Genomic DNA, 18886 nt, shown 5'->3' on the forward strand with positions numbered 1-18886 from the left:
GAACCCCTATCGAAAAAACACGAAAGCCCCGAATAACGGGGCCTTCAACGTATATACGCGACTTTTTGTTTCAGGTTGTTAAAACCTGGCACGCCCCCTGCAATAGCCTCATCAGTGATTCAGTTCACTACCCGGTTTCGGGGACCTTGGTACAGGCAGGCCGGGGATTCCCCTCTTTACATCGGGCTCGCACCGCACAAGCGACGAGCCCTGCCGTTTTGGGGTCCTTGGTACAGGCAGGCCGGGGATACCCTCTTTTATTGCTCCCGGAGATGGATCTCCAGCCGCCAGCGGTCATCGACCTCGCTGCCGGCCCAGTCGCCCTGCAGGGGCCGGGCCGCCACCACCGTCAGCAACAAGCCCCCATCACTCAACCGCACTCGCCAGTTCACGCTCTTGTCGTTGAGCTTGAGTTGACCCTGCTGCGCCTTGCCTTGCGCCTCGAACAGCAACGCGACGCTGCCGTCGACGATCTCGCCATGGGTCTTGGGTTCGTTGTTGAACCACACCACCAGCCCGTCCTTCGTCACCTCGACCTGCTGCAATTCGCTGGGGTCGGGCGTGGTCAGGCGACCGATCATCATCCCCACCATCACCCCGACAATCGCCAGCGAAGCCATCACTCGCGGGAATAGTTTCGAACGATTGTCGGGTTGCGGCGTAGAATGCCGCACATCTTTACCTTCGGAGCCGTGCATGTTTCACGTCATCCTTTTCCAACCGGAAATTCCACCGAATACCGGCAACGTTATCAGGCTGTGCGCCAACAGTGGCTGCCACCTGCATTTGATCGAACCGCTGGGCTTCGAGATGGACGACAAGCGCCTGCGCCGGGCCGGCCTCGACTATCACGAGTATGCCACCCTGCAGCGCCACGCGGACCTGGCCAGCTGCCTGGAAAGCCTGGGCAACCCGCGGGTGTTCGCCTTCACCACCAAGGGTTCGCGGCCGTTCCACGACGCCAGTTTTGTGGAGGGCGATGCGTTCCTGTTCGGCCCGGAAAGCCGTGGCCTGCCTGCCGAAGTCCTGGACGCCCTGCCCGCCGACCAACGCCTGCGCCTGCCGATGCGTGAAGGCTGCCGCAGCCTGAACCTGTCCAACACCGTGGCGGTCGCCGTTTACGAAGCCTGGCGGCAAAACGGCTTCAAATAGTCCGAAATCATTTTCGCCTGACAGAAACAATCGCGGGCAAGCCCGCTCCCACAGGTTTTGCACAATCCTGTGGGAGCGGGCTTGCCCGCGATTTTCAGCAGCGCAGATTATTGAACGGTCGGAGTCTCGCCTGCCGCCTGCATGCGCTGCAGCTCTTGCGCGTACAGCGCGTCGAAGTTCACCGGAGCCAGCATCAGTGCCGGGAACGAACCACGGGTCACCAGGCTGTCCAGCGCTTCGCGCGCGTATGGGAACAGGATGTTCGGGCAGAACGCGCCCAGGGTGTGGCTCATCGAAGCGTCGTCCAGGTTCTTGATCAGGAAGATCCCGGCCTGTTGCACTTCAGCGATGAATGCCACTTCTTCACCGTTCTTCACGGTGACCGACAGGGTCAGGACGACTTCGTGGAAGTCGTTTTCCAACGCCTTTTGACGGGTGTTCAGATCCAGACCGACACTCGGCTCCCACTGCTGGCGGAAGATCGCCGGGCTTTTCGGGGCTTCGAAGGACAGGTCACGCACATAAATGCGCTGCAAGGAGAATTGCGGTGCAGTTTCTTCTTCGTTCGCAGCAGTGTTCTGTTGGTCAGTCATCGCAGATCCTTCTTGATCCAGGGGTCTTTTAGGTTTGCTTATTTTGGGTAAGGCAGTCAGGCCTTGAGCAACGCATCGAGCTTGCCGGCGCGCTCAAGGGCGAACAAATCATCACAACCACCTACATGGGTGCTGCCGATCCAGATCTGCGGCACGGACGTACGTCCGGCTTTCTGAGCCATTGCGGCGCGCACCTGTGGCTTGCCATCGACCTTGATCTCTTCGAAGGCCACGCCTTTGCTTGCAAGCAGGTGTTTGGCTCGCGAGCAATAACCGCAGTAATCGCTGGAATAGACGACGACGCTGCTCATATCACTTCACCAGCGGCAGATTGTCGGCTTTCCAGCTGGAAACGCCACCGGACAGTTTGGCGGCGGTGAAGCCGGACTTCATCAGTTCGCGAGCGTGGGTGCCGGCGGTCTGGCCCAGGGCGTCGACCAGAATGATGGTCTTGGCCTTGTGTTTTTCCAGTTCGCCGATGCGAGCGGCCAGTTTGTCCTGGGGAATGTTCACCGCACCGACGATGTGACCGGCGGCGTAATCCTTGCTCGGACGGATGTCCACCACCACACCGGCGTCTTTGTTGACCAGAGCGGTCAGCTCGGCGGTGCTCAGGCTGCGGCCGCCGCCCTGCATCTGATAGGCAATCAGCAGGGCCAGCAGTACGACGAAGATACCGACGAGAATGTAGTGGTTAGTGGCAAATTCAATCAGGTGAGCAACCATCGAAGGAGGTTCCAGGGCGTTAAAATGTCGGCCAGTATACACAGCCCCCATGGTGGGCCAAACCCCGTCTGGCGGTGACGTGGCCGGAACTTCGCTTTAAACTGCGACTCCCTTTTTCCATCGCCCCTTTTTAATTCAGCCACGAGTGGATTCCATGACTACCACGCCTAAACCTTTGGTCCTGATGATTCTCGACGGCTTCGGTCACAGTGAAAGCCAGGAAGCCAACGCCATCTACGCGGCCAAGAAGCCCGTACTGGACCGCCTGTGGGCCACCGTGCCGAACGGCCTGATCTCGGGCAGCGGCATGGACGTCGGCCTGCCGGATGGCCAGATGGGCAACTCCGAAGTCGGCCACATGAACCTCGGCGCCGGCCGCGTGGTGTATCAAGACTTCACTCGCGTGACCAAATCGATCCGTGACGGCGAGTTTTTCGAGAACCCGACCATCTGCGCCGCGGTGGATAAAGCCGTCGCTGCCGGCAAAGCCGTGCACTTCATGGGCCTGTTGTCCGATGGCGGCGTACACAGCCATCAGGATCACCTGGTCGCCATGGCCGAACTGGCGGCCAAGCGCGGCGCGGAAAACATCTACCTGCACGCCTTCCTCGACGGCCGCGATACGCCGCCGAAAAGCGCGCAATCGTCGATCGAACTGCTCGATGCCACCTTCCAGGCGCTGGGGAAAGGCCGCATCGCCAGCCTCATTGGCCGTTACTACGCAATGGACCGTGATAACCGTTGGGACCGTGTGTCCCAGGCATTCAGCCTGATCGTCGACGGCAACGGCGAATTCAACGCCGCCACCGCCCAGGAAGGCCTGCAAGCCGCGTACGAGCGTGGCGAAAGCGACGAGTTCGTCAAAGCCACTTCCATCGGCGAACCGGTGAAAGTCGAAGACGGCGACGCCGTGGTGTTCATGAACTTCCGCGCCGACCGCGCCCGCGAGCTGACCCGCGTCTTCGTCGAAGACGATTTCAACGAGTTCGAGCGCAGCCGTCAGCCAAAACTGGCCGGCTTCGTGATGCTGACCCAATACGCCGCCAGCATTCCCGCGCCGTCGGCCTTCGCCGCCGGCAGCCTGGAAAACGTGCTGGGCGATTACCTGGCGAAGAACGGCAAGACCCAGCTGCGCATCGCTGAAACCGAAAAATACGCTCACGTGACTTTCTTCTTCTCCGGCGGCCGCGAAGAACCGTTCCCGGGCGAAGAGCGCATCCTGATCCCGTCGCCCAAAGTCGCCACCTACGACTTGCAGCCGGAGATGAGTGCGCCGGAAGTGACCGACCGCATCGTCGATGCCATTGAAAACCAGCGTTACGACGTGATTGTCGTCAACTACGCCAATGGCGACATGGTTGGCCATAGCGGCGTGTTCGAAGCGGCGGTGAAGGCCGTCGAGTGCCTGGACCAGTGCGTCGGCCGCATCGTCGACGCCCTGGAAAAAGTCGGTGGCGAAGCGCTGATCACCGCCGACCACGGCAACGTCGAGCAAATGTCCGACGAAACCACTGGCCAGGCACACACCGCGCACACCACCGAACCCGTGCCATTCATTTATGTCGGCAAACGTGACCTCAAGGTTCGCGAAGGCGGCGTACTGGCTGACGTGGCGCCGACCATGTTGAAACTGCTGGGCCTGGAAAAACCGGCGGAAATGACCGGGACTTCGATCTTGGTGTAATCGCCCGTCAAGACACTGCAAACCCTGTGGGAGCTGGCTTGCCAGCGATAGCAATCTAACATCCAACATCTATGTTGAATGATCAGACGCCATCGCGGGCAAGCCCGCTCCCACATTGGTTTTGCGTGGTTTTTTTGGCCAGTTATCACACAGCCCCAATTGGGCATTTTTTTTGCTGCGTGGGGCGGGCATACTAGGCTGTCCCTTTCCCTGGTGTCGCCCGCCTCTATGCTTCGCGTCCTGATAGCCCTTGCTCTGACTTGCCTGCTCCAACCGGCCTTCGCTGACGAGCGCGCGCAAACCCAACAACAGTTGGACGCCACGCGTCAGGACATTGCCGAGCTGAAGAAACTGCTGGGCAAGTTGCAGGAAGAGAAGTCCGGCGTGCAGAAGGACCTCAAGGGCACCGAGACCGAGATGGGCAAGCTCGAGAAACAGGTCGAAGCCCTGCAGAAAGAGCTGAAGAAGAGCGAATCCGAGTTGCAGCGACTCGATGCCGAGAAAAAAAAACTCCAGAGCGCACGCACTGAACAGCAAAGACTGATCGCCATCCAGGCCCGGGCCGCCTACCAGAACGGTCGCCAGGAATACCTGAAGCTGCTGCTCAACCAGCAGAATCCCGAAAAATTCGCCCGCACCCTCACCTATTACGACTACCTGAGCCAGGCCCGCCTGGAACAGCTGAAGAACTTCAACGAAACCCTGCGCCAACTGGCCAACGTCGAGCAGGACATCGCCAGGCAACAGGCGCAGTTGCTGGTGCAGAAAAGCAGCCTCGACAGCCAGCGTGACGAGCTCGACAAAGTCCGCCAGGAACGCCAGCAAGTCCTGGCCAAGCTCAATGACGACGTGAAGGCCCGCGACCAGAAACTGGCAGCCCGCGAGCAGGATCAGGCAGACCTGTCTAAAGTCCTTAAAACCATTGAAGAAACCCTGGCCCGACAGGCTCGTGAGGCAGAAGAAGCGCGGCAAAAAGCGCTGATAGCCCAGCAGGAAGCCGAAAAAAAGCGTTTACGTGAGGCCCAGGCGCAGGCAGATGCCAGCGACGATGCCCCACGCAAACCGGTTAAATCGACACCTGGCGCATTGGTTTCAAGCTCCGGCGAGACCTTTGGCGGACCTTTTGCGTCAACCCGCGGCAAACTTCCATGGCCTGTCGACGGTCGACTGTTGGCACGCTTCGGTGAAAGCCGTGGCGACGATGCCCGGACCAAGTGGGACGGTGTGATGATCGGCGCATCGGCCGGCAGTGCGGTGCATGCGGTGCACGGCGGTCGCGTGGTCTTCGCCGACTGGTTGCGTGGTGCGGGGCTGCTGGTGATTCTCGACCACGGCAACGGTTTTTTGAGTCTTTACGGTCACAACCAGACGCTGCTCAAGTCTGCGGGTGACGTGGTAAAAGCCGGTGAGTCCATCTCCACTGTCGGTAACAGTGGCGGGCAGGACACACCAGCGCTGTATTTTGCGATTCGTCAGCAGGGTCACCCGAGTGATCCGGCGCAATGGTGTCGCGCGCAAGGATAAGCGTGCCGCCTAATTCAGGAGTTCGTTCGACATGCTGCATTTGTCCCGCCTTACCTCGCTGGCCCTGACGATCGCCCTGGTGATCGGCGCGCCTCTGGCGTTTGCCGCTCAACCGGCCCCGACTGTCGCGCCTGCGGGCACTGCTGCGACCACCAAGGCACCATTGCCTCTGGAAGAGTTGCGCACTTTTGCCGAGGTCATGGATCGGATCAAAGCGGCCTATGTCGAGCCGGTGGACGACAAGACCCTGCTGGAAAACGCCATCAAGGGCATGCTCAGCAACCTTGATCCGCACTCAGCCTATCTGGGACCGGAAGATTTCGCCGAATTGCAGGAAAGCACCAGTGGCGAATTCGGTGGCCTGGGCATCGAAGTCGGCGCCGAGGACGGGTTCATCAAGGTGGTATCGCCAATCGATGACACCCCTGCCTCCAAGGCGGGCATCCAGGCGGGCGACTTTATCGTCAAGATCAACGGCCAGCCAACCCGCGGCCAGAGCATGACCGAAGCCGTAGACAAGATGCGCGGCAAGATCGGCCAGAAAATCACCCTGACCCTGGTACGCGACGGCGGCACGCCTTTCGACGTGACCCTGGCCCGCGCGATCATTCAAGTGAAAAGCGTGAAGAGCCAGTTGCTGGAGTCCGGCTACGGCTACATCCGCATCACCCAGTTCCAGGTCAAGACCGGTGAAGAGGTTTCGAAGGCCCTGGCGAAACTGCGCAAGGACAACGGCAAGAAGCTCAACGGCATCATCCTCGACCTGCGCAACAACCCGGGCGGTGTACTGCAAGCGGCGGTGGAAGTGGTCGACCATTTCATCACCAAAGGCCTGATCGTTTACACCAAGGGCCGGATCGCCAACTCCGAACTGCGCTTCTCGGCCACCGGCAAGGACGAAAGCGAAGCCGTGCCGATGGTTGCATTGATCAACGGCGGCAGCGCCTCGGCCTCGGAAATTGTCGCCGGCGCCCTGCAGGACCACAAACGCGCAGTCGTCATGGGCACCACCAGTTTCGGCAAGGGCTCGGTACAAACCGTGCTGCCGCTGAACAACGAGCGCGCATTGAAAATCACCACGGCGCTGTATTACACGCCGAACGGCCGCTCGATCCAGGCCCAGGGCATCGTCCCGGACATCGAAGTACGCAAGGCCAAGATCACCAGCGAGCAGGACGGCGACTACTTCAAGGAAGCCGATCTGCAAGGCCACCTGGGCAATGGCAACGGCGGCGCCGACAAACCGACAGGTTCCGGCGGCAAAGCCAAGGCAATGCCGCAGGATGACGATTACCAACTGGCCCAGGCCCTGAGCCTGCTGAAAGGGCTGAGCATTACCTCCGGCCGCTGAGGATGGGTCTGCGCTTCATCCTCGTCCTGTTGTGCTGCCTGGCGGGTTCGGTTCACGCCGAACCCGCCGTGTCGACGCCTCGCAAGGCCTACCTGAGCCTGATCATCGATGACCTGGGACAGAACCTGCCCCGGGATCGCCGCGTGCTGGCCCTGCCTGGCCCGGTGACCACGGCGATCATGCCCGACACACCCCACGCCACCGAATTCGCCCGCGAAGCTCACCGCGCCGGCAAAATCGTCATCCTGCACATGCCCATGGACCCGGCCACCGGCCCGTTCGCCTGGCATCCGGAACTTTCCATCGAAGAGCTTGAGAAACGCCTCAACGCTGCGTTCAAAATGGTGCCCTACACCGCCGGCATCAATAACCACATGGGCAGCCGCATGACCGCCCAGCCGGTCGCCATGGCGTGGCTGATGGCCGAGTTGCAGCGGCGCCACAAATTTTTTGTCGACAGCCGAACCAGTGCGCAGACCGTGGCCGCACAACAGGCGCAGAAGATAGATCTGGCAAGTGTTTCTCGAGATGTTTTTCTCGACGATGAGCGAACTGAAGCAGCGATCTTCAACCAGTTGCAGACAGCGATCAGCCTTGCGCACAAGCAAGGTTCGGCAGTGATGATCGGGCACCCGTATCCACAGACGCTAGCGGTGCTGGAACGCGAATTACCCAAGCTCAAGTCTCAGGGGATCGACTGGATCGACATCAAGCAGATGATCAGCGTACGCGGCAATCGGGCGACAGCCGCACATGGCAAGGATGGGGTATATCGCTAATCCGCTGTGCTACTAAACCACTGTGGGAGCGAGCCTGCTCGCGAAGGCGTCTTAATTCAACATCTTCGCTGACGGTCAGGCCGCTTTCGCGAGCAGGCTCGCTCCCACATTGAATTGTGCCTGGCACAACATTTTGCAATTGGCGTTAGAGATACTGCGCCATGATCTCGTCCACCCGCCCTTCCTTGCGCATCTGATCCAGCGCTGCCTGGAGCTTGGCCACCGTTTCGTCTGGCACATCCTTGTTCAGTGCCAGGTACAGTTCGGCACTGTTGAAGCGCAGTACGGTTTTCAACCCGTTAACCCCTTCCTGGCGTGCCAGATAGCGCCCGGCGGGATCACCGGTGGCCCACAGGTCGATCTGGCCGTTGACCAGCTTCTTCGCATTGTCCTGATCGCGCAGCACCACCACCGGGTTCAAGCCTTGCTTGGTCAACGTCTCGGCGATCGCATCGCCCTTGTAGGCGCCAATCTTGTATTTGCGTGCGTCATTCAGGGTTTCGAGAGTGATCTTGCTATCGGCCTTGGCCAGCATGATCCAGTCGTCCGGGCCGATGGGGCCGACCCATTTGAAAAGCTTTTCGCGATCCGGAAGCCGCGCCATGACGAATACGCCGTAACCGGGTTTTTCCAGGGTGAGTTTGTAGATTCGCTCCCAGGGGAAACGCAGTGTCAGGCTGTAGCTAATGTCGGCGCGCTTGAAGATTTCACGGACGATATCGGTGGCGATGCCATTGATGTTCTCGTCCTGAGCGAAGTTCTTGCCGTTCTTCGCCATGTTGTACGGCGGGAAGTTTTCCGTCAGCAACACCATCTCGGTGTCGGGATTGTCTGCAGCTTGCACTCCACTGACGAACAACAGGGAAGCACTGGCGAGGGCTAGAAGAAGGCGTCTAAGCATGTCTGGCTACCGAAATCCATGGCGTACCCAAGAGTGCCTTGAGCCCGCCATGATGTCCACTGGCCTGTATCGGTTTGTTTAACGCATCACGATGCCGCGGTGAGCCATATAAGCCTTTGCTTCCTGCACGGTGTATTCGCCGAAGTGGAAAATACTGGCCGCCAGCACCGCACTGGCGTGGCCTTCGAGAATGCCATCGGCCAAATGCTGCAGATTGCCGACACCGCCGGAAGCGATCACCGGAATCCCCAGTGCATCGCTGATCGCACGGGTGACGCCAAGGTCGAAGCCGTTTTTCATGCCGTCCTGGTCCATACTGGTCAGCAGGATTTCACCAGCACCCAGGCCTTCCATTTTTTTCGCCCACTCGACAGCGTCCAGGCCGGTCGGCTTGCGGCCGCCGTGAGTGAAAATTTCCCAGCGCGGGGTTTCGCCCGGACCGGAAACCTTCTTGGCGTCGATGGCAACGACGATGCACTGCGAACCGAAATGCTGCGCCGCTTCGCCGACGAACTCCGGGTTGAACACCGCGGCGGTATTGATAGAAACCTTATCCGCACCGGCGTTGAGCAGGTTGCGAATGTCCTGCACCGTGCGCACACCACCGCCGACGGTCAGCGGAATGAACACCTGGCTGGCCATGCGTTCGACGGTATGCAACGTGGTGTCGCGGCCGTCGACGCTGGCAGTGATGTCGAGAAAGGTAATCTCGTCGGCACCCTGCTCGTCATAGCGACGAGCGATTTCCACCGGGTCTCCGGCGTCGCGGATGTTTTCGAATTTCACACCCTTGACAACCCGGCCGTTGTCCACGTCCAGGCAAGGGATGATGCGTTTGGCCAGCGCCATGGTCAGTCCTCAGCCTTTGTACGAATCGCAGAAAGCTTGCGCTTCGGCGACGTCGAGGGTGCCTTCGTAGATCGCGCGCCCGGTAATGGCGCCGATGATGCCTGGCGCCTTGGCGTCGAGCAGGGTCTTGATGTCACCCAGGTTGTGGATGCCGCCGGAAGCGATCACCGGAATCGAAGTGGCAGCAGCCAGCGCGGCAGTGAACGGTACGTTGCAGCCCTGCATCATGCCGTCTTTGGCGATGTCGGTATAAACGATGGCGGACACGCCGTCGGCTTCGAACTGTTTAGCCAGATCGATCACCTGAATGGTGCTGATTTCAGCCCAGCCGTCGGTGGCGACAAAACCGTCCTTGGCATCCAGGCCAACGATCACCTTGCCCGGGAACGCGCGGCAGGCTTCGGCGACGAAGGCTGGATCTTTCACGGCCTTGGTGCCGATGATCACGTAGCTCACGCCCGCTTTCACGTAGTGCTCGATGGTTTCCAGGGAACGGATGCCGCCGCCGATCTGGATCGGCAGGTTCGGGTAGCGCTTGGCGATGGCGGTGACCACTTCGCCGTTCACCGGCTGGCCTTCGAATGCGCCGTTCAGATCGACCAGATGCAGACGACGGCAACCGCCCTCCACCCACTTGGCAGCCATGCTCACCGGGTCATCGGAGAACACTGTGGAATCTTCCATGCGGCCCTGGCGCAGACGAACACAGGCACCGTCTTTAAGATCGATAGCGGGAATAATCAGCATCTGGCAAACCTTCAAAATTGAATGTTCAGCTTGGCTCGGAAATCAGTTTTTCTCGAGCGCCCACAGGTCGCTTTCGATGCTTTCGAACCTCTCTTTGAGGTGCGTCTGCACATCGAAAATCGCCCTGTTGTAATAGTGCGGAGCAATTTCGCGGGTAAACAGCTCAAGAATTTCCGCCGCTTCGAACGAACCCAGGTCCAGTTCGAAGCGCTCCTCCATGAAGCGTTTGATCTTGTGATTGGCCTCGCTCTCTTGTTCAGGAGTGAGGGTCAGGATCGGCGGCTTGGATTTCTTGGCGGCCATTTACCAGCGACCGTCCCACGCAGCGAAGTTCTGCAAGAGTTGCAGGCCATGGGTATGGCTCTTCTCCGGGTGGAACTGCACGGCGAAACGCGAGCCATCGGCCAGCGCTGCGGCGAAATCAACACCGTAGTGACCGCCACCCACCACCTGGCGCGCGTTGGCGGCGGCGATGTAGTAGCTGTGCACGAAGTAGAATCGGGCCATGTCCGGAATGTCGTGCCACAGAGGGTGATTGACCGTCTGCTTCACCTCGTTCCAGCCCATGTGCGGAACCTTGAGGTGCTCGCCGTCTTCACGCAGATCCTTGCCGAAGAACTTCACCGCGCCGGGAAACAGGCCGATGCAGTCGACGCCGTCGTTCTCTTCGCTGGTATCGAGCAAGGCTTGCATGCCGACGCAGATACCAAGGAATGGGCGGTCCTGGCTGACCTCACGCACCAGCGAGTCGAAGCCCAGGCGACGGATTTCCGCCATGCAATCGCGAATCGCGCCGACGCCGGGGAAAACCACCCGGTCGGCTTCGCGAATCACATTGGCATCGCTGGTAATCAGCACCTTGCCGGCACCGACGTGCTCGAGGGCCTTGGCCACCGAGTGCAGGTTGCCCATGCCGTAATCGATAACCGCAACTGTCTGCATTACAGGACGCCCTTGGTCGATGGCATCTGACCGGCCATGCGGTCATCCAGCTCCACAGCCATGCGCAGCGCGCGGCCGAAAGCCTTGAACACGGTTTCGATCTGGTGGTGGGTGTTGTGGCCACGCAGGTTGTCGATGTGCAGGGTGACGTTGGCGTGGTTCACGAAGCCCTGGAAGAACTCCTCGAACAGGTCAACGTCGAAGCCGCCGACCGTGGCACGGGTATACGGAACGTGCATCTGCAGGCCGGGACGGCCGGAGAAGTCGATCACCACACGCGACAGCGCTTCATCGAGCGGCACGTAGGCATGGCCGTAACGACGGATGCCTTTCTTGTCGCCGATGGCTTGGGTGAATGCCTGACCCAGGGTGATACCGACATCTTCCACCGTGTGGTGGTCATCGATATGCAAGTCGCCTTTGCTGACGATATCCAGGTCGATCAGCCCGTGACGGGCGATCTGGTCGAGCATGTGCTCAAGAAAAGGAACGCCGATATCAAATCGGGCCTTTCCGGTGCCATCCAGGTTGATCGAGGCTTTGATCTGGGTTTCCAGAGTGTCGCGCTCGACTGACGCCTTACGTTCGGCCATCACCAGCTCCGCAAAATCATTGGGCGAAAAAGGCAGCCATTATAGGGGCGCGGACGCCAAACAGAAACACGGGAGGTGATATCACTGACGGATAGAACCCCGTGCCGTCGGGGATAGACATGTCCATACAACCCATTTGGAGCCTGCTCAAAACGAATGTGGGAGCGAGCCTGCTCGCGAAGGGGCCATCACATTCAACATCTCTGTCGACTGTCAGGCCGCATTCGCGAGCAGGCTCGCTCCCACAGGGGGCGTGCGTTGCTTAGTGGAAGAGGACTGCTGTTTTCTGCAGGGTCACCCAGACACCCCATGCCAACGGAATACCCACCACCAGCCAGGCGGCCACCGCCAATGGCTTGGTGCCCGCAGCGGCTTTCCACTCCAGCACGGTGCTGCTGTCAGCCCCCTTGTCGTGCCCCAGCGCCTGTTCGGCAGCCAGTTCAGCGTCGGTCATGAAGTACTTGTCGGCCACCGGGCGCACCAGCAGGTTGCAAATGAAGCCCAACACCAGCAGACCTGCCAGGATGTACAACGTGATGTCGTAAGCCGCGGCACGTTCAACGCCGATGCTCAACTGATACTCACGCAGGTAGTTCACCAACACCGGGCCCAACACACCCGCCGCCGCCCATGCCGTCAGCAGGCGACCGTGGATCGCGCCGACCATTTGCGTACCGAACAGGTCAGCCAGGTAAGCCGGAACGGTGGCAAAACCGCCGCCGTACATTGACAGGATGACGCAGAACGCCGCCACGAACAGCGCGATGTGGCCCAAATGACCAAGGTTCGGAATCAGCGCATACAGTGCGAAGCCCAAGGCGAAGAACGCGAAGTAGGTGTTTTTACGTCCCAGGTAATCCGAGAACGAGGCCCAGAAAAACCGGCCACCGATGTTGAACAGACTCAGCAAACCGGTGAAGCCGGCAGCGATCGCGGCGATCGAAGCCAGTTGCGCGGCATCCAGTTGGCCGAACGCCAGGTCATTACCCAGCAACTTGCCACCGAAGACTTCCTGCAATAACGGTGAAGCCATGCCGAGGATGCCGATACCGGCCGAGACGTTCAGGCACAGCACCAGCCATACCAGGCGGAACTGCGGCGTTTTCCACGCAACATTCACGTGCACGTGGCGGTTGGTCATCATCGCGTTCGAGGCTTTTTTCGCCGTAGCGGTCCAGCCTTCAGGCTTCCAGCCGGTTGGCGGAACCCGATAGGACAGCGCGCCACCGATCATGAACACGAAGTAGATCGCCGCCATTGCAACGAAGCTTTGCCACACGCCAACGCCTTCCGGCGAGCCAAAGTGGCTCATCAACGCCGTTGCCAAAGGTGCACCGACCATTGCGCCACCGCCGAAGCCCATGATCGCCATGCCGGTCGCCATGCCGCGTTTATCCGGAAACCACTTAATCAGGGTCGACACCGGCGAGATATAACCCAGGCCCAGGCCGATACCGCCGATGACCCCGGAGCCGATCCACATCAGCCAGATCTGGTGGGTATAGATACCCAGCGCCGAAATCAGCAGGCCGCCACACCAGCACAGTGCCGACACGACGCCAGCCTTGCGCGGCCCCGCATGTTCCAGCCAGCCACCCCAGATGGCTGCCGAGCAACCCAGAAAAATGAAGAACAGGGTGTAGATCCAGCCGAGCATCGAGATCGGCCAGTCGCATTGCGACGAAAAAACTTGAGCGATGAAGCTCATGTCCGGCGCGCAGGTTACCGGTTTAGTGATGCCCAGCGCTTTGGACAGTGGCAGCCAGAACACCGAGAAACCGTAGGCCATGCCGATGCACAGATGGATGGCCAGCGCGGCTGGCGGCACCAGCCAACGGTTAAAACCGGGCCTGGCGATGATCCGCTCCTTGGACAGGAACGAGGGCTGGCCGGCATAGCCGTCCACCGCGATACTCGTGGTCATTGTTTATCCCCCAATTATTAGTATGGTTCGCCAGCCATTCCTCACCCCCCAGCCTTGATACACGCAGGCATGACCGTTTTTTTCAGGGTGAAGCTTCATTTTGGTGCGACAGAAAGTCGCAGAATCGACCGACGAACGGGCGAAGATTAGCATTTGCACGTGACATAAAAACCAAACTGACATCACGTTTTGTACGTTATCTGATCTCTTATCCTGTAGGAGCTGCCAAAGGCTGCGATCTTTTAGACGATCAAAAGATCGCAGCCTTTGGCAGCTCCCACACAAACTCACAGGAATCTCCATGCCCATCGTTGTCGAGTTGTTGAACGAAGCGAGTGTTCAAGATCAGCAGGATCTGCAGAAAATCTACCGGGACGCACCCCAGTGGCTGTTCGAGCCGTTTACAGGAGACGCACAATTGATTGAAACCTGCCTGCTGGAAGGTTCGTTGATTGCCGGACGTTTCAATGATCGACTCCTGGGTGCGGCCCGCCTGGAACGGCACCCGGACGCTTGGCATTTGTCTCAATTGTGTGTGCGAAAAATCACTCGGCGTCGTGGCGTCGCGGAACGCCTGGTGCGAGAAGCACAAACCATGGCTGCACAATCCGGCGCCACCCTGCGCCTGTTGGCACCCGCCGGGCACCTGGAGGCCCAGGCCTTGGCGGCGAAGTTGAAGGTGCCACTGGATCCGCTGCCCGAGTGATCGCTGACCGGTCGTCCGTTTTGGAGCGCTATACTCCTCGGCTAAATTTCGAATTCGACTAACTACAAGGACTCGCCCATGAAAGCGTTCGGCAAAATCCTGGGTCTGGTACTTCTCGGGTTGTTGCTGATCATCGTGGCGTTGGGCTTTGCCCTGACCCACCTCTTCGATCCCAACGACTACAAAGACGAGATCCGCCAGATTGCCCGCGACAAAGCCCACATCGAGCTGACGCTCAATGGCGATATCGGCTGGAGCCTGTTCCCGTGGCTGGGCCTGGAGCTGCACGACGCCGCTGTGGCGACCCTGGCCAAACCCGCCGAGCCGTTCGCCGATTTGCAGATGCTCGGCCTGTCGGTGCGCGTGCTGCCGCTGCTGCGCCGGGAAGTGCAGATGAGCGACGTGCGCGTCGAAGGCCTGAACCTGCGCCTGAACCGCGACAAGGACGGTCATGGCAACTGGGAGGACATCGGCAAGGTGCCCACCGCCTCGAACACTACCGGCACACCTCCCGCCACCACCGGCACGCCTGAAACGCAACCCACCGCTCAAGCAGAGAAACCGGCTCAGCCGGTTCGCCTGGACATCGACAGCCTGACCGTCAACAACGCCCGCGTCGAATACAGCGACGAGAAAACCGGCCGGCAGTTCAGCGCCGAAAGCATCCAGTTGAGCACTGGCCCGGTGCATGACTCCACTAACATTCCAGTCAAGCTCACTGCATTTCTGGGCACCAACCAACCGGTCCTGCGGGTGCGCACCGAACTCAACGGCGAGCTGCGTTTCGAGCGCGCGTTGCAGCGCTACAAGCTCGAAGACATGAAGCTGTCCGGTGAGGTCGCCGGCGATCCGCTGCAAGGCAAGACCATGACCTTCGCCGCCCAGGGCCAATTGCTGCTGGACAAGGCCGCCAATGTCGCTGAATGGACCGGCATCAAGATCTCTGCCAACCAACTGCGTGCATTGGGCGAGCTGAAGGTCAATGACCTCGACAAGACCCCGCAAGTCAGCGGTGGCCTGTCGATTGCCCAGTTCGATCTGGCGAAATTCGTCGACAGCATCGGCCAGAAGCTCCCGGCGATGGGCGAAGGCAGCCTGAGCAAGGTCGAACTGGTCAGCCGCGTCGCAGCTAGCCCCACCAGCCTCACGCTGGATGACATCAACCTGAAGGTCGACGACAGCACCTTCAGCGGCCGAATCGCCGTGGAGGACTTCGCCAAGCAATCGCTGCGTGCAACCCTCAAGGCGGACACTTTCAACGTTGACCGCTACCTGCCGCCAAAGTCGGCCGAAGCCAACAGTGCGAAACAGGTGCGCCAGGCCGAAGTCGCCAGCACCGAAGCCAATGCCTTGGCGGGCGCCGGCAGCACACCGCTGCCGCCAGCGCCAACCAAAGAGGCGTGGAGCAACGAACGCCTGTTGCCGGTGGAGCGCCTGAGCAAACTGGATGTGGACGCCGACCTGACTTTCGGCCAGTTGACCCTGGAAAAACTGCCGATCCACAACGCCGCGCTCAAAGCCAACGGCCAAGGGGGCTTGCTGACGCTGACGAACCTGCGCGGCGATCTGTACGAAGGCAACTTCGAAGCCAAGGGCACCCTCGATGTGCGCCAGCAGGCGCCCGTGCTGAACATGCAGACGCAGATCAGCCGGGTACCGGCGGAGAAAATCCTCGAAAGCCAGGGCAAAAATCCACCGGTCAAAGGCCTCGTCACACTCAACAGCACCTTGACCGGCAGTGGCAACAGCCAGAAAGCACTGATCGAAACCCTCAACGGCACCACCAGTTTCGTCATCAATAATGGCGTGCTGCTCAATGCCAACCTCGAGCAACAACTGTGCAAAGGCATCGCCACGCTCAACCGCAAAACCCTCAGCAGTGAGCCCCGGGGCAAAGACACACCCTTTGAGGAACTCAAGGGCAACCTGAGTTTCCGTAACGGTGTGGCGAGCAACCCGGACCTGAAAGTGCGCATCCCGGGCATGACCGTCAATGGCGACGGTGATGTCGATCTGCGGGTACTGGGCATGGACTACCGCGTAGGCATCATCGTCGAAGGCGACAAGAGCGACATGCCCGACCCGGCCTGCCAGGTGGGCGAGAAATTCGTCGGCATCGAGTGGCCGCTACGTTGCCGCGGCCCCCTGGAACTGGGCGCCAAGGCCTGCCGACTGGATAACGAACGCATGGGTCAGGTCGCGAGCAAACTGGCTGGCGAGCGGATCAGCGAGAAAATCGACGAAAAGCTTGGCGACAAAGTCAGCCCGGAACTCAAAGATGCACTCAAGGGGCTTTTCAAGCGATGAGATCCGAGCAGTTTTCAACGGCGGTGCTGGACTGGTTCGACCGCCACGGCCGTCACGATTTGCCCTGGCAGCAGGACATCAACCCCTATCGGGTCTGGGTCTCGGAAATCATGTTGCAGCAAACCCAGGTCAGCACCGTGCTGAATTACTTCGACCGTTTCATGGCCTCGCTGCCGACGGTCGAAGCCCTGGCTGCTGCGCCAGAAGATGAAGTGCTGCACCTGTGGACGGGGCTGGGTTACTACACCCGCGCGCGCAATCTGCAGAAGACTGCGAAGATCGTCGTCGAGCAGTACGGCGGCGAATTTCCCCGGGACGTGGAAAAGCTCACCGACCTGCCGGGCATCGGCCTGTCCACTGCCGGCGCCATTGCCAGTATCAGCATGGGCCTGCGCGCGCCGATCCTCGACGGCAACGTCAAACGGGTGCTGGCGCGCTTTACCGCGCAAGAGGGCTACCCCGGCGAGCCGAAGGTCGCCAAACAGCTGTGGGCCAACGCTGAGCGCTTCACGCCACATGATCGGGTCAACGCCTACACCCAGGCGATGATGGACCTGGGCGCGACGCTCTGCACCCGCAGCAAGCCGAGCTGCCTGCTCTGCCCGCTGGAAAAGGGCTGCGAAGCGCACATGCTGGGTATGGAAACCCGTTACCCGATCCCCAAGCCGCGCAAAGCCATCCCGCAGAAGCGCACGCTGATGCCGATGCTCGCCAACGGGGAAGGTGCGATCCTGCTCTACCGTCGCCCTTCCACGGGCCTGTGGGGCGGCCTGTGGAGCTTGCCGGAACTCGACGACCTCGACGACCTGCAACATCTGGCTTCGCAGCATTCGCTGGAACTGGGCGCACAGCAGGCGCTGCCGGGCCTGGTGCACACCTTCAGCCATTTTCAGTTGTCCATCGAACCATGGCTGGTTCAGGTCCAGGAGGTTGGCCATCACGTGGCCGAGGCCGACTGGCTCTGGTATAACCTCGCCACCCCGCCGCGCCTGGGCCTCGCCGCCCCGGTCAAAACCTTGCTCGAACGCGCGGCCGTCGTATTGAACGCAGGAGAGTCGTCATGACCCGCACCATCATGTGCCGCAAGTACAAAGAAGAATTGCCTGCCCTGGAGCGCGCGCCTTTCCCGGGCGCCAAAGGCCAGGACATTTTTGACCACGTCTCCGCCAAGGCATGGGCCGATTGGCAAAAACACCAAACCCTGCTGATCAACGAAAAGCGCTTGAACATGATGAACGCCGAAGACCGTAAATATCTTCAGGGCGAAATGGACAAGTTCTTCTCCGGCGAAGAATACGCCAAGGCCGAAGGCTACGTTCCGCCTGCCGAGTAAGCCCGTGAATTCGGGGGTCGGATCGTAAGCGACGGTAATAATTAAATTTTTTTTGAAAACTTGCTTGACGACCCCCTGAAAAACCCGTTTAATGCGCCCCGTTGCCCAGATAGCTCAGTCGGTAGAGCAGGGGATTGAAAATCCCCGTGTCGGCGGTTCGATTCCGTCTCTGGGCACCAAATACCGAAAACCCTGAATCGAAAGATTCAGGGTTTTTTTATGCCCGCAGTTTAATGGTGACCACTTCTTCCGGCCTTAGCTGTTCCAGTGGAACACCAGATTACGGGCTGCGCCGCTGCCAATATCGGCAACATCGTGCCGTACCTCTCCATTGCGCGTCGCGGTGACGGTGTATTTGCCGGCTGGCAGTTGCACATAAACCAGCGGACCGGCGTTATTCAGCGTCAGTACGGGCTGCCCTTTAGCCTTCTCGATAACCAGGGTCACATCGGGTATGTATTCATTCAGAGACCCGACAGAGAAGGTCATGTGCAGGTTGTAGCCCGTGGTTTGCTGGATCGCTTTGGACTCATCCTCACCGATACCGCCGGACAAGTAAGCAATCCCGTTCTGTTCCTGCCTCTGAACCTGCACGCCAGCGGTGTCGACAGGATCAAGACTGGCGGCTTGCAACATGGCTGGAAACATCAACACGCCGACCGTGGCGAGGGGCAACATCAGTGAACTAAAACGCTTCATGATGACGACTCCCGGGCTCCACAGAACCCAATCGTTACATAATTTTGATTTCGGGCGCCGTGGTCGTGTTTTAGAT

General features: G+C 59.8%; 21 protein-coding genes and 1 tRNA gene. 10 read left to right on the plus strand and 12 right to left on the minus strand.

What is annotated here, in order from left to right; all coding sequences use genetic code 11:
- Nucleotides 1-257: 257 nt before the first annotated feature.
- Entirely contained in the window at nucleotides 258-698 is a 441-nt protein-coding gene (locus tag BJ917_RS17410; RefSeq protein WP_121103934.1) for a hypothetical protein, read from the minus strand.
- On the opposite strand from BJ917_RS17410, the gene trmL reads away from it, so the two are divergent.
- Complete coding sequence (trmL, locus tag BJ917_RS17415; protein WP_096513857.1) at nucleotides 697-1152, plus strand: tRNA (uridine(34)/cytosine(34)/5-carboxymethylaminomethyluridine(34)-2'-O)-methyltransferase TrmL; 456 nt, start codon at nucleotides 697-699, stop codon at nucleotides 1150-1152. The genes BJ917_RS17410 and trmL overlap by 2 nt on opposite strands.
- 107 nt (nucleotides 1153-1259) lie before the next feature.
- Here trmL and secB read toward each other — a convergent pair whose 3' ends face one another.
- The 3 genes from secB to BJ917_RS17430 are packed head-to-tail and all read right to left on the minus strand — an operon-like array spanning nucleotide 1260 to nucleotide 2471.
- On the minus strand, nucleotides 1260-1745 hold the full coding sequence (secB, locus tag BJ917_RS17420) for a protein-export chaperone SecB (protein ID WP_096513858.1): 486 nt from the start codon (nucleotides 1743-1745) through the stop codon (nucleotides 1260-1262).
- A 56-nt stretch (nucleotides 1746-1801) separates the two neighbouring features.
- Complete coding sequence (grxC, locus tag BJ917_RS17425) at nucleotides 1802-2056, minus strand: glutaredoxin 3 (protein WP_085725502.1); 255 nt, start codon at nucleotides 2054-2056, stop codon at nucleotides 1802-1804.
- Nucleotide 2057: 1 nt separating this feature from the next.
- On the minus strand, nucleotides 2058-2471 hold the full coding sequence (locus tag BJ917_RS17430) for a rhodanese-like domain-containing protein (RefSeq protein WP_096513859.1): 414 nt from the start codon (nucleotides 2469-2471) through the stop codon (nucleotides 2058-2060).
- Nucleotides 2472-2625: 154 nt separating this feature from the next.
- Between BJ917_RS17430 and gpmI the strand changes: the two genes are divergently transcribed.
- The 4 genes from gpmI to BJ917_RS17450 all read left to right on the plus strand — a co-directional run bounded on the left by gpmI (nucleotide 2626) and on the right by BJ917_RS17450 (nucleotide 7809).
- Entirely contained in the window at nucleotides 2626-4155 is a 1530-nt protein-coding gene (gene gpmI, locus BJ917_RS17435) for a 2,3-bisphosphoglycerate-independent phosphoglycerate mutase (protein ID WP_121103935.1), read from the plus strand.
- Nucleotides 4156-4383: 228 nt separating this feature from the next.
- Nucleotides 4384-5679, plus strand: a complete 1296-nt coding sequence (locus BJ917_RS17440) for a murein hydrolase activator EnvC (protein ID WP_096513861.1) — start codon at nucleotides 4384-4386, stop codon at nucleotides 5677-5679.
- 31 nt (nucleotides 5680-5710) lie between these two features.
- Nucleotides 5711-7030: a S41 family peptidase gene (locus tag BJ917_RS17445; RefSeq protein ID WP_096513862.1), complete on the plus strand. Its 1320-nt coding sequence runs from the start codon at nucleotides 5711-5713 to the stop codon at nucleotides 7028-7030.
- 2 nt (nucleotides 7031-7032) lie between these two features.
- On the plus strand, nucleotides 7033-7809 hold the full coding sequence (locus BJ917_RS17450) for a divergent polysaccharide deacetylase family protein (protein WP_121103936.1): 777 nt from the start codon (nucleotides 7033-7035) through the stop codon (nucleotides 7807-7809).
- 145 nt (nucleotides 7810-7954) lie between these two features.
- Here the strand turns inward: BJ917_RS17450 and BJ917_RS17455 are convergent, their stop codons facing one another.
- The 7 genes from BJ917_RS17455 to BJ917_RS17485 form a co-directional block, all read right to left on the minus strand.
- The gene (locus tag BJ917_RS17455) at nucleotides 7955-8710 is read right to left on the minus strand and encodes an ABC transporter substrate-binding protein (protein ID WP_096513864.1); all 756 of its coding nucleotides are present in this window, start codon (nucleotides 8708-8710) and stop codon (nucleotides 7955-7957) included.
- A 78-nt stretch (nucleotides 8711-8788) separates the two neighbouring features.
- Complete coding sequence (gene hisF, locus BJ917_RS17460; RefSeq protein ID WP_007897430.1) at nucleotides 8789-9559, minus strand: imidazole glycerol phosphate synthase subunit HisF; 771 nt, start codon at nucleotides 9557-9559, stop codon at nucleotides 8789-8791.
- A gap of 9 nt (nucleotides 9560-9568) precedes the next feature.
- Complete coding sequence (hisA, locus tag BJ917_RS17465; protein WP_015093076.1) at nucleotides 9569-10306, minus strand: 1-(5-phosphoribosyl)-5-[(5-phosphoribosylamino)methylideneamino]imidazole-4-carboxamide isomerase; 738 nt, start codon at nucleotides 10304-10306, stop codon at nucleotides 9569-9571.
- A gap of 42 nt (nucleotides 10307-10348) precedes the next feature.
- Nucleotides 10349-10609, minus strand: coding sequence for a DUF2164 domain-containing protein (locus BJ917_RS17470; protein ID WP_096513865.1), 261 nt, complete (start codon nucleotides 10607-10609; stop codon nucleotides 10349-10351).
- Nucleotides 10610-11248 carry an imidazole glycerol phosphate synthase subunit HisH gene (gene hisH, locus BJ917_RS17475; RefSeq protein WP_096513866.1) on the minus strand — a complete coding sequence of 213 codons (639 nt, stop codon included), beginning with the start codon at nucleotides 11246-11248 and terminating at the stop codon, nucleotides 10610-10612. It abuts the gene before it with no gap.
- Entirely contained in the window at nucleotides 11248-11841 is a 594-nt protein-coding gene (gene hisB / locus BJ917_RS17480; protein ID WP_121103937.1) for an imidazoleglycerol-phosphate dehydratase HisB, read from the minus strand. Before hisB ends, hisH begins: the two co-directional genes overlap by 1 nt.
- A gap of 262 nt (nucleotides 11842-12103) precedes the next feature.
- Nucleotides 12104-13765, minus strand: a complete 1662-nt coding sequence (locus BJ917_RS17485) for an OFA family MFS transporter (RefSeq protein ID WP_121103938.1) — start codon at nucleotides 13763-13765, stop codon at nucleotides 12104-12106.
- Nucleotides 13766-14066: 301 nt separating this feature from the next.
- Here BJ917_RS17485 and BJ917_RS17490 point away from each other — a divergent pair, with 301 nt between their 5' ends.
- From BJ917_RS17490 to BJ917_RS17510, 5 genes are all read left to right on the plus strand, one after another.
- Nucleotides 14067-14471: an acetyl-CoA sensor PanZ family protein gene (locus tag BJ917_RS17490; protein ID WP_096513868.1), complete on the plus strand. Its 405-nt coding sequence runs from the start codon at nucleotides 14067-14069 to the stop codon at nucleotides 14469-14471.
- 78 nt (nucleotides 14472-14549) lie between these two features.
- Nucleotides 14550-16778, plus strand: coding sequence for an AsmA family protein (locus tag BJ917_RS17495; protein ID WP_121103939.1), 2229 nt, complete (start codon nucleotides 14550-14552; stop codon nucleotides 16776-16778).
- Nucleotides 16775-17842, plus strand: coding sequence for an A/G-specific adenine glycosylase (gene mutY, locus BJ917_RS17500; protein ID WP_121103940.1), 1068 nt, complete (start codon nucleotides 16775-16777; stop codon nucleotides 17840-17842). The genes BJ917_RS17495 and mutY overlap by 4 nt, the downstream gene beginning before the upstream one ends.
- On the plus strand, nucleotides 17839-18111 hold the full coding sequence (locus BJ917_RS17505; RefSeq protein ID WP_007897448.1) for an oxidative damage protection protein: 273 nt from the start codon (nucleotides 17839-17841) through the stop codon (nucleotides 18109-18111). The genes mutY and BJ917_RS17505 overlap by 4 nt, the downstream gene beginning before the upstream one ends.
- A 103-nt stretch (nucleotides 18112-18214) precedes the next feature.
- Nucleotides 18215-18290: transfer RNA gene (locus BJ917_RS17510), tRNA-Phe, on the plus strand.
- 76 nt (nucleotides 18291-18366) lie between these two features.
- Here BJ917_RS17510 and BJ917_RS17515 read toward each other — a convergent pair.
- The gene (locus BJ917_RS17515) at nucleotides 18367-18810 is read right to left on the minus strand and encodes a carboxypeptidase regulatory-like domain-containing protein (protein WP_121103941.1); all 444 of its coding nucleotides are present in this window, start codon (nucleotides 18808-18810) and stop codon (nucleotides 18367-18369) included.
- Between the last annotated feature and the right edge of the window lie 76 nt (nucleotides 18811-18886).

Origin of the sequence: Pseudomonas sp. WPR_5_2 (assembly GCF_003634475.1) — a bacterium.
GTDB lineage: Bacteria > Pseudomonadota > Gammaproteobacteria > Pseudomonadales > Pseudomonadaceae > Aquipseudomonas > Aquipseudomonas izuensis.

Bases quoted from the DNA above. Each gene is read 5' to 3' on its own strand.
- trmL (WP_096513857.1), top strand. From the start codon at position 697: ATGTTTCACGTCATCCTTTTCCAACCGGAAATTCCACCGAATACCGGC.
- BJ917_RS17410 (WP_121103934.1), bottom strand. From the start codon at position 698: ATGCACGGCTCCGAAGGTAAAGATGTGCGGCATTCTACGCCGCAACCC.
- secB (WP_096513858.1), bottom strand. From the start codon at position 1,745: ATGACTGACCAACAGAACACTGCTGCGAACGAAGAAGAAACTGCACCG.
- grxC (WP_085725502.1), bottom strand. From the start codon at position 2,056: ATGAGCAGCGTCGTCGTCTATTCCAGCGATTACTGCGGTTATTGCTCG.
- BJ917_RS17430 (WP_096513859.1), bottom strand. From the start codon at position 2,471: ATGGTTGCTCACCTGATTGAATTTGCCACTAACCACTACATTCTCGTC.
- gpmI (WP_121103935.1), top strand. From the start codon at position 2,626: ATGACTACCACGCCTAAACCTTTGGTCCTGATGATTCTCGACGGCTTC.
- BJ917_RS17440 (WP_096513861.1), top strand. From the start codon at position 4,384: ATGCTTCGCGTCCTGATAGCCCTTGCTCTGACTTGCCTGCTCCAACCG.
- BJ917_RS17445 (WP_096513862.1), top strand. From the start codon at position 5,711: ATGCTGCATTTGTCCCGCCTTACCTCGCTGGCCCTGACGATCGCCCTG.
- BJ917_RS17450 (WP_121103936.1), top strand. From the start codon at position 7,033: ATGGGTCTGCGCTTCATCCTCGTCCTGTTGTGCTGCCTGGCGGGTTCG.
- BJ917_RS17455 (WP_096513864.1), bottom strand. From the start codon at position 8,710: ATGCTTAGACGCCTTCTTCTAGCCCTCGCCAGTGCTTCCCTGTTGTTC.
- hisF (WP_007897430.1), bottom strand. From the start codon at position 9,559: ATGGCGCTGGCCAAACGCATCATCCCTTGCCTGGACGTGGACAACGGC.
- hisA (WP_015093076.1), bottom strand. From the start codon at position 10,306: ATGCTGATTATTCCCGCTATCGATCTTAAAGACGGTGCCTGTGTTCGT.
- BJ917_RS17470 (WP_096513865.1), bottom strand. From the start codon at position 10,609: ATGGCCGCCAAGAAATCCAAGCCGCCGATCCTGACCCTCACTCCTGAA.
- hisH (WP_096513866.1), bottom strand. From the start codon at position 11,248: ATGCAGACAGTTGCGGTTATCGATTACGGCATGGGCAACCTGCACTCG.
- hisB (WP_121103937.1), bottom strand. From the start codon at position 11,841: ATGGCCGAACGTAAGGCGTCAGTCGAGCGCGACACTCTGGAAACCCAG.
- BJ917_RS17485 (WP_121103938.1), bottom strand. From the start codon at position 13,765: ATGACCACGAGTATCGCGGTGGACGGCTATGCCGGCCAGCCCTCGTTC.
- BJ917_RS17490 (WP_096513868.1), top strand. From the start codon at position 14,067: ATGCCCATCGTTGTCGAGTTGTTGAACGAAGCGAGTGTTCAAGATCAG.
- BJ917_RS17495 (WP_121103939.1), top strand. From the start codon at position 14,550: ATGAAAGCGTTCGGCAAAATCCTGGGTCTGGTACTTCTCGGGTTGTTG.
- mutY (WP_121103940.1), top strand. From the start codon at position 16,775: ATGAGATCCGAGCAGTTTTCAACGGCGGTGCTGGACTGGTTCGACCGC.
- BJ917_RS17505 (WP_007897448.1), top strand. From the start codon at position 17,839: ATGACCCGCACCATCATGTGCCGCAAGTACAAAGAAGAATTGCCTGCC.
- BJ917_RS17515 (WP_121103941.1), bottom strand. From the start codon at position 18,810: ATGAAGCGTTTTAGTTCACTGATGTTGCCCCTCGCCACGGTCGGCGTG.